The organism is Aquirhabdus parva (assembly GCF_003351745.1).
In the GTDB taxonomy this organism is placed as follows: Bacteria; Pseudomonadota; Gammaproteobacteria; order Pseudomonadales; family Moraxellaceae; genus Aquirhabdus; species Aquirhabdus parva.
On sequence record NZ_CP031222.1, the window covers coordinates 1,018,688 to 1,031,590 of the forward strand.

The following is a 12,903-nucleotide window of genomic DNA, read 5'->3' on the forward strand; positions in this document are numbered from 1 at the left end:
CGTTTTATACATACATTCACATCAAAGTTGGAGTATGACTTTGATGTGAAAATCAGGCGAGGATGCTATGGCCTTCGCTGGGTGTAGCAAACACGTCTGCAGACAGGCCCGCGTGACTCAGCGCACTTGCAAGATCCAGTAAGGGTTGATTCATGGCTTCATCGGTCAACTGATAGGTTCGATGATGAATTGCAAGAGACTGTGTGGCTTCTAAGTCTAAGTGGGCTTGTACAGCATCGCTAGGATTCATATGCATAACATGCATCACCGGGCGGGGCTCGTAAGCCCCGATGGGGAGTAATGCTAAACGCGGGGCACCTAATCGCGCACGGACTTCTTTAAAGTGATGGGCATATCCCGTATCACCGGCAAAGAATAAATGATCATCTGGGGTCAGTACCGACAAACCTCCCCAAAGTGCCATGTTACTGTCCTTAAGGCCACGCCCTGAAAAATGCTGGGCTGGGGTATACACGATTTTGATGCGATCATCTTTATGAAAAGGTGTGGATTCCCACCAATCCAGTTCAATCACTCGCATATGGGGCGGTAGGTATTGACTATTAACCAGACCGGTATAGATAGGCATGCGATCACGCTTATAAAGCCAGGCCAAGGATGCAAGATCCATATGGTCGTAGTGGTTGTGACTGAGTAATACGGCGTCGATGGGTGGAAGATCTTCAAGTGCGATTCCGGCTGGACGGACGCGACGCGGTCCTGCAAACGGCACTGGACTGGTTCGCATCGCCCAGACAGGATCAGTCAAGAAGTTATAAGGACCAATTTGCACTAAAACCGTTGAATGACCTACGAACCAAGCCTGCCAGTCATCGAGTGCAGCATCTGGTCGGGCTGTGGGTAAGGCATCAAAAGGAATGTTTTCTTCCCAGATTGGCCACTGGGCTTTCTTACGGTTGATTAACCATTCAGCAACCGTCATTCCGCGCTTAGGCAGTGTCCAAGGATGCTTAAAGTGGGTCGGTGTCGTATGACTAGCTTTTGGACGCTCATAGGCAGGCACAAACCATCCCTCACTCAAATCCATTTCCGTGGGTAGGGAGGTGGTCTTGCTGGCGGTTTTCTTTATAAATAAATTCTTGATGTAGAATTGCGGAATAAGAGACTTTGCCATAAATAATAGGAGCTCGTTCGAGGACTCAGGATAAAAAATAAAGGAGGCTATGATTGATTAACTATAGTAGACCATAGCGTATTTCAATATGATGTTAGCGTCTAAATTGCCTAACAATAACGCAGTAATCTACCTAGGCTGGTAGGATTATTGTGATCTATTACACAATAACCCTCTTTAAAGAAAGAGTGCTTTAGGCTCATTTTTGGGCATGGCTTTAAGTGCGCCAGTAATTGGGCTTGCAATAATAACGTTTTTCACTATACTAGCCGGCTCAATGGTAGCCCTGCTGGTTACTTCGCAATGTCACTTTGTAAACCCCGCCAGGACCGGAAGGTAGCAACGGTAGCAATTATGACATGTGCCGAAGCTTTGCTAGTGGGGTTGCCACCAGATTTCTGATTCCCTCGAAAAAAATAACTATATAAAGCTATTAACGCGTCAACGTATCCTCGGCGTAAATGGTCTAAAACAAATCGTTCTTCAGCGTATCAAACCAAATCTTTTTTCGTTCTCTTAGTTCCTTGCAAACAGTGATTCTATCCCCCATTAGAATAGTGCTGATCTTGGGGATACATCAAAGCAAATTTAGACATATTGATATGTTGTGCCGTGATAGTCGTTTGAAGACTATTCATGTCGAGTTTTTAGGGCTGTAAGCATTTTTATATAAGTTCACATGTTAGAATTCATGGCTGTTTCACCCTTGTATTACAAATTAGCGCATCCTCTTCTTCATTATTTTGCTTGAAAGCGAGCCAAAGTAGCATGTCAAACCAATCTTCTAACTCTCCTTCACAGTATTCTGGTCTGAATGCACCACTCATCTTTCCTGAAAAGACGGCTCAACATCTGGTTACTGATGTTGCCGTTGAGTTGCCCAAGCCACCTTTACCTGCTGCACCTATTATTCCTGCTGTTAAGGATGAGGTTCCAGTGGTTGTTAATAGTTCTGTAGTTAGCTCTGTCTCGGAAAGCCATGTAGACGACTCGGAGTCTGGTAGCGGTTTTTTTGGGCGGATGAAGCAAGGTCTGGCAAAGACGCGTCGTGGATTTACCGATGGTGTGGTCAATTTGCTCATTGGTGGTAAAGAGATCGATGATGAGTTGCTTGAGGAAATCGAAACTCAGCTTTTGGTTGCAGACATTGGGATTGAGGCGACTCGTACAATCGTACAAAATTTGACAGAGCGGACCGCGCGTCGTGAACTGATTTACTCCAATGCACTGTATAAGGCACTACAAGAGGAATTGGTTGCATTGCTCGCACCACGCGTCAAAGCCCTTCATATCGATCCGAATAAGCGTCCTTATGTCATCCTAATGGTTGGGGTGAACGGCGTGGGTAAGACGACTACGATTGGTAAGTTAGCAAAGCGCTTGCAGGGAGAGGGCAAAAAGGTCATGTTAGCAGCAGGGGATACCTTTCGTGCCGCTGCAACTGAGCAGTTGCAAGTTTGGGGTGAGCGAAATGATATTGCGGTTGTTGCACAAGGCAATGGCGCGGATAGCGCCTCAGTTATTTTCGATGCTTTTGAGAGTGCCAGAGCCAAAGGTATTGATGTATTGATTGCAGATACAGCAGGCCGCTTACATACCAAAAGCAATTTGATGGAAGAACTGAAAAAAGTTAAACGTGTCATGCAAAAAATTGATGCCACGGCGCCTCATGAAATCATGTTGGTTGTTGATGCTGGTACGGGTCAAAATGCCATCAATCAAGTACAAGAATTCGATTCTGCTGTAGGGCTGACTGGCTTAACCATCACCAAATTAGATGGGACAGCAAAAGGCGGGATGCTGTTTAATATTGCGAGCCGCAGTCATGTCCCGATTCGATTCATTGGTGTAGGTGAGAAGATTGATGACTTGCGTCCTTTTGCTGCGAAAGATTTTGTTTCCGCAATGTTCCAAAACGATGAGTAAGTTTTACGTAAAAAAATATCAATAGATCGTTGGGTCGTGTAGTAAAGCTGAGGATTTCCTCAGCTTTTTTTTTGTCTTGAATTTTCTTGTGGGTGAGTTCTTATGCTGATTTTGTATCTAATGTAACCGTCGTGTAAGTAAAAGTGATATGCAAATCAGCAATTATTATTTTACGGCATGAAATATTACCGTCACAATCCTACAAGTTAAGACGTAAATTCTCACAAAATAAATCACGGAATGGTTGCAAAATTTAAATTAATAATTTCTATTTTTTGAATTTATTGATTTTTTAAGTGATGTATTGGGGGTAGAAGATACTCATTTGAAGTAAAAAAATATGATTTTTTGAGAATTTTGTTTTAAATAATGTTTATTTTACAATTGCTTATGTTAATTTTTCTGTTGCTTGTCATGATTCTGTCATACAGTTGCGTTATATATTTGCAAAGCAAATTGTTTTCTGTATGATGCAGGTGCTGGGCAAATAAATTGTAAGAAAATTTTAAAGATGTAACAGGATTTTTAGGAATGTAACTAGATTGTCACAATTCGGTGCGTATACTTCGCACCAGTTGAAGGTGATTTAACTACTTTTCTCACACAATAACCCTATTTTGATGTCCTTTTTGGAGTTTGGAAATGAAAAAGCTACTTCTTGCTACTTTGGTTGCTGCCGCATCAATCGGCGCTGCACAAGCGGATGGTCCTTCAGTTTACGGTAAAATCAACGTTTCTGTTGATAACACCAAAAGTGATCTGAATCAAAACCGTGTAACCACAGTTGATTCTAACGCTTCACGTTTCGGCATCAAGGGTAACGAAAAACTCACTGATAACCTAAGCGCAGTTTATGGTATCGAGTGGGGTGTCGCGATTGATAACAACAGCAACAACTCAAAACCATCAATCAACAACAACACCGATACTTCTGCAACTGGTACTACCTATGACCTCGCTGCTCGTAACCGCTTCATCGGTTTGCAATATGAAGGTTTGGGTACTTTGAAGTTTGGTCGTTTGGATACCAACGTAAAAACACTTCAGTACGTTAACCCAGCTCAAGGTGTTGACGTTGCGGATGACTTCGTAAATGGTAGCTTTGATAGCACGCAAACACTTGCTGGCGAAAACCGTATCAACAACGTCATCGCTTTGGAATCAGCGAAGTTTGATACAGGCTACGGCGTATTCTCTGCAAACTTCTTGGTTTCCCCAAGTGAAAAAACAGTCGCTAAAAACGCAGTAGGCAATACTGGTTCAACAGCAACTTCTACCTCTATCATTTATGCGAATAAAGATGCTGGTTTATACACTGGTGTTGCATATGACGTTAACGTAGCCAGCGTCTGGAATGCTGCAAATACTTTTGCATTCGCAACCAAAGCGCCGATCACTTCTGTGAACAATCCTTTTGCTTCAGCTTCAAACAACACTGATCTATTCCGTTGGGTAGGTAGCGTTGATTTGGGTAAATTGGCAGGTGCTGATGGCTTAACTCTGAACGGTTTGTATCAACAAGCTAAACTTTCAGACAAAAATGCTGCAGGCTTTGCAGGTTCTTCTCCAAAAGAAAACGGTTACTTGGTTAGTGCAATCTACAAGTTCCCAGCATCAATTTTGGACGGTCTGTCAGCAAAAGCACAATGGGAAAGCGCAACAACCAAATCTTTGGGCAACAATATTTCTGATGTAAAAATCGATCAAGTGACTGTTGATTTGGATTATGCATTCAGTGCAAAAACCAAAGTATACGGTTTCTGGGCTCAACGTACTCTGAAAAACCCAAACAACGTAGGTACTATCGCAGTTCCACTACCTAACGCTGGTCAAGACTCTAACTACAAATACTCAGGCTTTGGCTTGGGTCTGGAACAAAAGTTCTAAGATTGAATCTGTAGTTTAAGTTCAAATAAGAAAACCCGCATGTTGCGGGTTTTTTTTATGCCTGATCAGGTCTACTCATGATGATTTACGCATTCCGTGAAGTTAATTGTCACTAAAACAACATATCTTGGTCGCAAGCCTTTGCTTTATCCCCCCCCGATCGTTAAAATTACCCATTAATTTATGATCAGCATATTTTGTTGATGTCGTGTTGAATGAAGCGTGTGGTCAAGTCGCATGTTGAGTCACAAAGAATAGGTAGGATTAGAGTGAGCTTGATGACGAAGTATATTTTTGTGACTGGTGGCGTTGTATCATCGCTCGGTAAGGGCATCTCTGCCGCATCAGTTGCCGCGCTGTTAGAAGCACGCGGTTTGAAAGTGACCATGACCAAGATGGATCCGTATATTAACGTTGATCCAGGAACGATGAGTCCTTTTCAGCATGGTGAAGTCTTTGTGACTGAAGATGGTGCTGAGACTGACCTTGATTTAGGGTATTACGAGCGCTTCCTTCGCCGCTCGCGGATGACTAAAAAGAATAATTTCACATCGGGTCGAATTTATTCAGAAGTTATTCAGAAAGAGCGCCGTGGTGATTATCTTGGCGCCACTGTGCAGGTTATTCCGCATATCACGGATGAAATTAAGCATCGTATCCATGCCGGTGCTGAGGGCTATGATGTTGCTATCGTTGAAATCGGTGGTACGGCAGGTGATATCGAGTCTCTTCCTTTTATGGAAGCGGTTCGTCAAATGCGTGTCGAGCTAGGCAGTCGTAATTCACTACTGATGCATTTAACACTGGTGCCTTATATCGCCTCTGCAGGTGAGACTAAAACCAAACCCACACAGCATTCTGTTAAAGAGTTACGCTCCATCGGTTTACAACCTGATATCCTCATTTGTCGCTCAGATCATCCCATCGGTGAAGAAAACCGCCGTAAAATTGCGCTGTTTACCAACGTTGAAGAGCGGGCAGTGATCTTGGCTGAAGACTCACCAAGTATTTATCTGATTCCAAAAAATTTCCATGATCAAAAACTCGATGATTTAATTTGTGAGCGTTTTGGTTGGGATAAGCCTCCTGCAGACTTGTCGGATTGGAATACCGTGACGGATGCCTTGTTGAATGTCCAAGGTGAAGTGCGCATTGCCATGGTGGGTAAATATGTTGAACTGCCCGATGCCTACAAATCACTGAATGAAGCGTTGTTGCATGCAGGGATCACCCATCGTATCAAGGTTAATATTGACTATATTGATGCTGAAAGTTTAGAAGCGGGTCAACCGAATGCTGATTTAGCGCGCTTAAAAGAAGTCGATGCGATTTTGGTGCCGGGTGGTTTTGGAGAGCGCGGTACACAAGGTAAGATGAATGCCATTCAGTTTGCTCGTGAAAACAAGATTCCTTATCTGGGAATTTGTTTAGGGATGCAGCTTGCTGTGATTGAATATGCGCGGAATGTTGCAGGTCTGACTGAAGCGACCTCTACTGAGTTTAATCGCAGTACCACTCAGCCCTTGATCGGTTTGATTACTGAGTGGATGGATGAGCGCGGTGATTTGCAAACGCGCCATGATGCCTCAGATTTAGGTGGAACCATGCGCTTGGGTGCTCAAAAAGCACTATTAGAGGCAGGTAGTAAATCATTGGCGATCTATGGCAAAACTGAAATTGTTGAACGTCATCGCCATCGCTATGAAGTGAACAATCGCTATATTCCGCAATTAGAAGCTGCGGGTATGACGGTATCTGGCTATTCTGCAGATCAACATCTGGTTGAGATGGTTGAAGTTGCTGATCATCCTTGGTTTGTGGCGTGTCAGTTCCATCCAGAATTTACCAGCTCACCTCGCGGCGGTCATCCGTTGTTTGCAAGTTTTGTTGAGGCGGCAATTCAGTATTCGGCTATTCGTTTGGCTTAATACGTTACCCGATGCACGGCATTCTATGTGTAAATAGGGTGCCGCGTCTTGTTAAGATTTAAAAAATGATGTCTTGATCAACAGTGTTTCTTTCACCTGCATAGGCGACCGATGAGTATGGAATTAAAAGCACAATCTCTCATTACACTTGATCAAATTCGGATTGGCAATGATCAGCCTTTCGTCTTATTTGGCGGAATGAATGTTTTAGAATCAAAAGATCTGGCTTTTGAAATAGCAGAAACCTATATCGATATTACGACTCGTTTGGGTATTCCTTATGTGTTTAAGGCGAGCTTTGATAAGGCGAATCGTTCCAGCCTACATTCATACCGCGGTCCGGGTTTAGAAAAGGGTTTGGAGTGGCTGGCAGAACTTAAAACCAAATATAATGTGCCGATCCTGACTGATGTGCATGAACCCTATCAAGCGGCACCTGTCGCTGAGATCGCGGACATCATTCAGTTACCAGCGTTTCTGAGCCGTCAAACCGATTTGGTTGATGCGATGGCTAAAACCGATGCAATTATTAATATTAAAAAAGCACAGTTTCTTGCACCGCATGAAATGCGCCATATCATGAATAAGTGTTTAGAAGCCGGAAATGACAAACTCATTTTATGTGAGCGTGGCTCCAGCTTTGGTTATAACAATCTTGTCGTCGATATGCTGGGCTTTGATACGATGAAAGCCATGAATGTGCCAGTATTTTTTGATGTCACTCATGCACTACAAACCCCAGGTGGTCGTGCTGACTCTGCGGGAGGTCGACGTGCACAGATTACAACGCTTGCCCGTGCTGGGATGGCAACGGGTTTAGCAGGATTGTTTTTAGAGGCTCATCCTAACCCTGATGTGGCGAAGTGTGATGGGCCTTGTGCACTGCGGATGTCGCAATTAGAGGCATTTCTGACTCAAATTAAACAGCTTGATGATTTGGTCAAAGGTTTTGCAGTACTGGATACACATTGAGTCCGGGGGAGCTTAGGGTCTCATATTGAGTGCTCAAGGTTCATTGATAAGCGTGGCTAATCTTCTTAGCCCCAGTTTTTAAAATAGTGATCGTGTATATGCACGATTCAAATGATCAGCAAGACATTGATTTCTATTAACCATCAAGGTCTTGCTCAGTTTTGTCCGATTAGGAGCTTTAAATGAGTCAAATTACTGACATTCGCGCCCGTGAAATTCTGGATTCGCGTGGAAACCCGACAATTGAGGCTGATATTACATTGGCATCTGGTGCGACAGGTCGTGGTACCGCGCCAAGCGGTGCATCAACAGGCTCACGTGAAGCGTTAGAATTACGTGATGGTGATAAGTCTCGTTATTTGGGTAAAGGTGTACGTACAGCCGTTCAGAATGTGAATAGTGACATCCGCGATCTATTGCTCGGTTTTGATGTGCGTGATCAAAAAGGCTTGGATGAGAAACTCATTGCTTTAGACAATACTGAAAACAAATCGAAGCTCGGTGCAAATGCGATGCTCGCAGTATCTCTTGCCGCAGCGCGCGCCGCAGCGACACAACTGCATCTGCCGCTTTACCAACACATTGCAAATCTGCGTGGTCAGTCTGTGCTATCGATGCCAGTACCTATGATGAACATCATCAATGGTGGTGCGCATGCAGATAATACCGTCGATATTCAAGAGTTCATGATTGAGCCTATCGGCTTTAGCAGCTTTGCAGAGTCACTGCGTGCTGGTGCTGAAATTTTCCATAGCTTAAAAAGCGTGCTGAAAAAACAGGGTTTAAACACTGCGGTTGGCGATGAGGGTGGCTTTGCACCAAACCTGCGTTCGAATGAAGAAGCAATTACCGTGATTCTGCAGGCGATCGAACAAGCCGGTTATAAAGCGGGTTCAGATATCATGCTGGCATTGGATTGTGCGGCGACTGAATTTTATAAAAATGGCCAATACGTATTGGCTGGTGAAGGCAATAAAGCATTCAGCAATCATCAGTTTGCTGACTACTTGGCAGGTCTTGCACGTCAATACCCAATCATTTCGATTGAAGATGGTTTGGATGAGTCTGATTGGGAAGGCTGGAAGTATCTGACTGATATTTGTGGCGATAAAGTGCAGTTGGTTGGCGATGATTTGTTCGTAACCAACCCTGCAATCCTGCAAAAAGGTATTGATACCGGCGTTGCCAATGCGATTCTGATTAAGTTCAACCAAATTGGTACTCTTACCGAGACTTTGGATGCAATCTATTTGGCAAAAGCCAATGGCTATGCAACTGTGATTTCTCATCGTTCAGGCGAAACCGAAGATTCAACGATTGCTGACTTGGCTGTCGGTACTGCAGCTGGTCAGATCAAGACTGGTTCACTGTGTCGTTCAGACCGTGTTGCAAAATATAACCAATTGTTGCGTATCGAAGAGATGGTAGATGCGCCTTATCGCGGTGCGCTTGAGTTCCGTGGTTTGAATGCAGCATTGAAGGCTTAACCTATGCTCTCGACGCTCACCGGTCGCCTCATCCTTATCGTTGCCATTGTGGTGATTGCTTTTCTACAGTTTAAGCTGTGGATGGGAGAGGGTGGTTATCGTGAGCGTCAGCGTTTGGCGTCACTCATTCAGCAACAAAATCAGCAAAATGATCAATTAGCAGAGCGCAATCGCGTGCTGTCTGCTGAGGTTCATGATCTGAAAGATGGGATGGAAGCTGTCGAAGAACATGCACGATTAGATCTGGGTTTGATTCGTCCGCATGAGACTTTTGTTCAGTTGACTGCACTTCCGCCGCCTGTTATCGCTGCACCTGCTCCGCCAGCATCATGAGCGAGATACTCGCTCGCGACGTTGATGTTCCTGATCGTGCTCCAACGCTTTGGGCGGTCGTTCCTGCTGCTGGAAGTGGGCGTCGTTTCGGTTCTGAAATCCCCAAACAATATCTCATACTCCAAGACCAACCGATTATGCTGCATAGCATCAATCGTTTATTTGCGCTGCCTCTTGCGGGTTGTGTTATTGCGATTGCCGCGGGGGATACTCAAGCTCAAACATTGAATTATCAGTCGCTTGACCGTATCCAATTTGTCGTGGGTGGGGCTGAGCGTATGGACTCGGTCCTAGCGGGTCTGGAATATCTTAAAGACAAGGCCGCTGTGGACGACTGGATTTTAGTTCATGATGTCGCAAGACCTTGTATTGCCCCTACGAGCTTACATCGCTTAGTCAATGAGCTCCATGATCATGATATCGGGGGCATTCTCGCAACGCCAGTTCGTGATACCTTAAAGCGGGTTCATGATCACACTATCCTTGCAACAGCCCCTCGCGATAATCTATGGCAAGCGCAAACACCACAAATGTTTCGTTTTGGCGTGCTTTATAATGCGCTTATTGCTGCAAAAACACAGGGTTTACAAGTCACCGATGAAGCCAGTGCGGTCGAACTTGCTGGATTCTCGGTGAAAATTATCGAAGGGCGCATGGATAATCTAAAAATTACGTATGCCGATGATTTGGCTTTGGCGGACGTTATCTTACAGGCTCAACAACATATATAACTGAGGGCTACTTCGCCTTCATTAGTATTGAATTTTCTTTTCAAAAAAAAGATGAGAGTGTTCAGTTAGTCAAACTGATTGAGCGCCCTTGGTATGGACACATCACAATTATATTTTGGATTTTTGTATGGATTCACAACTGATTAAAGTGGGCGCCGCTGTAGTTGTTGCATTAGGCATCACATGGGGTGGAACGACGTGGTATGGCGGTCAGCAAATTGCTGCTCAGTATCCAAAAGCATTGGCAAAATTAAATGATGGGGCTTTAGGGCCGCTTAAAATTGTGATCAATAAACAACAATTTGGCTTTTTCACGGGTAGAGTAGACTGGGATGTCATTTTTACCCCAAATCCTTGTGAGCCTGATCATACGATCAAATTCAGTGGGTATGATGATATCAAGAATGGCGTATTTCCATCTTTGGGTTGGGGGGAAATTCAATCCCATATCATTTGGCCAGAAGAAGCGCGTCCAATACTAACCAAAATTTTCGGAACCAAAGAGCCCCTTCAGATTAAGACCAATGTGGGATTCTTGGGTGGTTTACAGGTGCAAGTAATGAGCCCAGCCTCGACGTTTGGCAATGAAAAGGGCTCATTTGAATGGAAGGGCTTCACCGGTAAAATCACCCAAGATCGTACCGCAAGCCGCTTGCATGGCAATCTCATCTCTCCTGGAATTAGCTTTACCTCTGCTGACAAAGAAACCGTGATTACACTGGACAAAGTCAGCTATGATTTTGATAGTCAAAAAGGCCAATCTGGTTTGGGTCTAGGCCAAGGTGAGTTAGTGTTCAGTGCGTTGAATGCCGTCAATGCAGGCAAGTCTTTTGGTTTTAAAGATTTTAAGCTCATTTCTGAGACAACGGAGAAAGATGGTTTTTTTGCGATGAGCATGACTTATAAAGTTGCAGAGCTGCTTCAAGAGGGCAAGAGCATTGGTAAAATTGAACTTGCTGTGACTGCGGATCATATTGATGCGCTTGCTTTAAAAGATGTCGTTGCCGTCATGCAAAAGATGCAAACTCAATGTAAGCCTGCACCAGATCGACTTCTCAAAGCTGCGCAGCCGATTTTTGCCAAAGGGATCAGTGCCAAGGTCAATCATTTGGACATAGGCTTCTTTGATGGCAAGGCACATGCGGAAGCAACAGCAAATTTACCTGCACTAACAGTGGAAGAGCAGAAAGATCCTAAATCGGCCGTGCAAAAGTTTAGTGTCGATGGTAAGGCCAATGTGACCCAAGCACTGTTAATAAAACTTGCTGATATTGCTGGAAAAACACAAGGTCAACCGACGAGTCCTGAACAGAGTGCGCAAATGGTTGAGATGATGCTTGCTAAACCCGTCAGTGAGGGTTTGTTGAGCAAGTCTGCGGATGGCTATACGACGACGTTGCAAGTTTGTGAAGGGAAAGTTTCAGTGAATGGCACACCGCTCAATTGATCTAGAGTGATTTAAATTTATAAAAGGTAGGATATGACTCCATTTGATTTACGCATAGGCCAAGGGCTGGATGTTCATGCCTTCGATGATGGCAGTACCCATTATGTCACGTTGGCAGGTGTACAGATTCCGCATACTCATGGGCTGATTGCGCATTCTGATGGAGACGTGATCTTGCATGCGCTCTCTGATGCCTTGCTCGGAGCTCTGGCTCTGGGAGATATTGGACAGCATTTTCCTGATACGGATGTGCAGTTTAAAGGCGCAGATAGTCGCGTGCTATTGCGCCATGTCTATCAGATCATTCAAGACCGTGGTTTTAGTTTGGTGAATGCAGATATCACTGTGGCTTGCGAGCGTCCAAAGCTTGCCCCCCATAATCTGGCCATGCGGCAGAACATTGCGGACGATTTACAGGTATCCGTTGATCGTGTCAGTGTGAAAGCGACAACAACAGAGAAGCTGGGCTTCACAGGACGTCAAGAAGGAATTCTTGCTCAAGCGACAATACTTTTGGCGAAAAAAGCGACTTAGAAGCTGTTTTATAAAAATTATTTGGGAGTGGATATTTGCATGCAATCAATTGATTGGACTGTTGAACCTTATCGCAGCGCTATACGTCGTTTGCATATTCGTTATGTACTATGGCAAACCAAATTTACGCTAATTGCATTGGTCTGTTTGTTTGTCATAGGTGCATACGACACGATCAAGCATGGCGTTTGGCTGGAATTGTGGATGGCTTTGACACTCACTGGACTCATTTTAGTCCGTATCTTTTTGCACTTGAGTCGACTGAGTAAGGCGAATCAGAAGATCGGTGCTGTTCAGTATACAACCGATGACAATGGTTTAACTGTCAGACTGAGCGAGGGGACATTCAGTGTGCCGTGGACTAAGCTCGATACATCCTTTGCGAGTAAAGACGGGATTATTGTGCGTTATTCAGGTCGTTCCGTGCTTACGATCCCTAATGGTGAGATTCGTGCTGAGCTAGAGCGTGTACTCGGAAAAGCGCCTACACCATTAGGATAAGCCTTAATTGGATGCTAATGAT

General features: G+C 44.4%; 11 protein-coding genes and 1 other RNA gene. 11 read left to right on the forward strand and 1 reads right to left on the reverse strand.

The genetic code is table 11. The features are described from left to right. Window positions 1-52 precede the first annotated feature (52 nt). Window positions 53-1,090, reverse strand: a complete 1,038-nt coding sequence (locus HYN46_RS04510; RefSeq protein WP_407640789.1) for an MBL fold metallo-hydrolase — start codon at window positions 1,088-1,090, stop codon at window positions 53-55. Between the two features lie 332 nt (window positions 1,091-1,422). Between HYN46_RS04510 and ffs the strand changes: the two genes are divergently transcribed. The 11 genes from ffs (at window position 1,423) to HYN46_RS04565 (ending at window position 12,881) form a co-directional block, all read left to right on the forward strand. Continuing rightward, window positions 1,423-1,519: signal recognition particle sRNA small type (ffs, locus tag HYN46_RS04515), an RNA gene on the forward strand. Window positions 1,520-1,903: 384 nt separating this feature from the next. Continuing rightward, window positions 1,904-3,061, forward strand: a complete 1,158-nt coding sequence (ftsY, locus tag HYN46_RS04520) for a signal recognition particle-docking protein FtsY (RefSeq protein WP_228254887.1) — start codon at window positions 1,904-1,906, stop codon at window positions 3,059-3,061. A gap of 642 nt (window positions 3,062-3,703) precedes the next feature. Beyond that, window positions 3,704-4,948, forward strand: a complete 1,245-nt coding sequence (locus tag HYN46_RS04525) for a porin (protein WP_114898288.1) — start codon at window positions 3,704-3,706, stop codon at window positions 4,946-4,948. A gap of 278 nt (window positions 4,949-5,226) precedes the next feature. Beyond that, window positions 5,227-6,876 (forward strand): CTP synthase, encoded by a 1,650-nt coding sequence (locus tag HYN46_RS04530; protein ID WP_114898289.1) that lies wholly within the window; start codon window positions 5,227-5,229, stop codon window positions 6,874-6,876. Between the two features lie 111 nt (window positions 6,877-6,987). Further along, window positions 6,988-7,848 carry a 3-deoxy-8-phosphooctulonate synthase gene (gene kdsA / locus HYN46_RS04535; RefSeq protein ID WP_114898290.1) on the forward strand — a complete coding sequence of 287 codons (861 nt, stop codon included), beginning with the start codon at window positions 6,988-6,990 and terminating at the stop codon, window positions 7,846-7,848. A gap of 182 nt (window positions 7,849-8,030) precedes the next feature. After that, the gene (gene eno / locus HYN46_RS04540) at window positions 8,031-9,335 is read left to right on the forward strand and encodes a phosphopyruvate hydratase (RefSeq protein ID WP_114898291.1); all 1,305 of its coding nucleotides are present in this window, start codon (window positions 8,031-8,033) and stop codon (window positions 9,333-9,335) included. Window positions 9,336-9,338: 3 nt separating this feature from the next. Continuing rightward, on the forward strand, window positions 9,339-9,668 hold the full coding sequence (gene ftsB, locus HYN46_RS04545) for a cell division protein FtsB (protein ID WP_114898292.1): 330 nt from the start codon (window positions 9,339-9,341) through the stop codon (window positions 9,666-9,668). After that, the gene (gene ispD, locus HYN46_RS04550) at window positions 9,665-10,399 is read left to right on the forward strand and encodes a 2-C-methyl-D-erythritol 4-phosphate cytidylyltransferase (protein WP_114898293.1); all 735 of its coding nucleotides are present in this window, start codon (window positions 9,665-9,667) and stop codon (window positions 10,397-10,399) included. Before ftsB ends, ispD begins: the two co-directional genes overlap by 4 nt. A gap of 127 nt (window positions 10,400-10,526) precedes the next feature. Continuing rightward, window positions 10,527-11,846: a YdgA family protein gene (locus HYN46_RS04555; RefSeq protein WP_114898294.1), complete on the forward strand. Its 1,320-nt coding sequence runs from the start codon at window positions 10,527-10,529 to the stop codon at window positions 11,844-11,846. Window positions 11,847-11,879: 33 nt separating this feature from the next. Next, window positions 11,880-12,380 (forward strand): 2-C-methyl-D-erythritol 2,4-cyclodiphosphate synthase, encoded by a 501-nt coding sequence (gene ispF, locus HYN46_RS04560; protein WP_114898295.1) that lies wholly within the window; start codon window positions 11,880-11,882, stop codon window positions 12,378-12,380. Window positions 12,381-12,419: 39 nt separating this feature from the next. Further along, window positions 12,420-12,881: a YcxB family protein gene (locus tag HYN46_RS04565; RefSeq protein ID WP_114898296.1), complete on the forward strand. Its 462-nt coding sequence runs from the start codon at window positions 12,420-12,422 to the stop codon at window positions 12,879-12,881. The last annotated feature ends 22 nt before the right edge of the window (window positions 12,882-12,903 follow it).

Coding starts and splice junctions, on each gene's coding strand:
- ftsY (WP_228254887.1), top strand. CDS start 1,904: ATGTCAAACCAATCTTCTAACTCTCCTTCACAGTATTCTGGTCTGAAT.
- HYN46_RS04525 (WP_114898288.1), top strand. CDS start 3,704: ATGAAAAAGCTACTTCTTGCTACTTTGGTTGCTGCCGCATCAATCGGC.
- HYN46_RS04530 (WP_114898289.1), top strand. CDS start 5,227: ATGACGAAGTATATTTTTGTGACTGGTGGCGTTGTATCATCGCTCGGT.
- kdsA (WP_114898290.1), top strand. CDS start 6,988: ATGAGTATGGAATTAAAAGCACAATCTCTCATTACACTTGATCAAATT.
- eno (WP_114898291.1), top strand. CDS start 8,031: ATGAGTCAAATTACTGACATTCGCGCCCGTGAAATTCTGGATTCGCGT.
- ftsB (WP_114898292.1), top strand. CDS start 9,339: ATGCTCTCGACGCTCACCGGTCGCCTCATCCTTATCGTTGCCATTGTG.
- ispD (WP_114898293.1), top strand. CDS start 9,665: ATGAGCGAGATACTCGCTCGCGACGTTGATGTTCCTGATCGTGCTCCA.
- HYN46_RS04555 (WP_114898294.1), top strand. CDS start 10,527: ATGGATTCACAACTGATTAAAGTGGGCGCCGCTGTAGTTGTTGCATTA.
- ispF (WP_114898295.1), top strand. CDS start 11,880: ATGACTCCATTTGATTTACGCATAGGCCAAGGGCTGGATGTTCATGCC.
- HYN46_RS04565 (WP_114898296.1), top strand. CDS start 12,420: ATGCAATCAATTGATTGGACTGTTGAACCTTATCGCAGCGCTATACGT.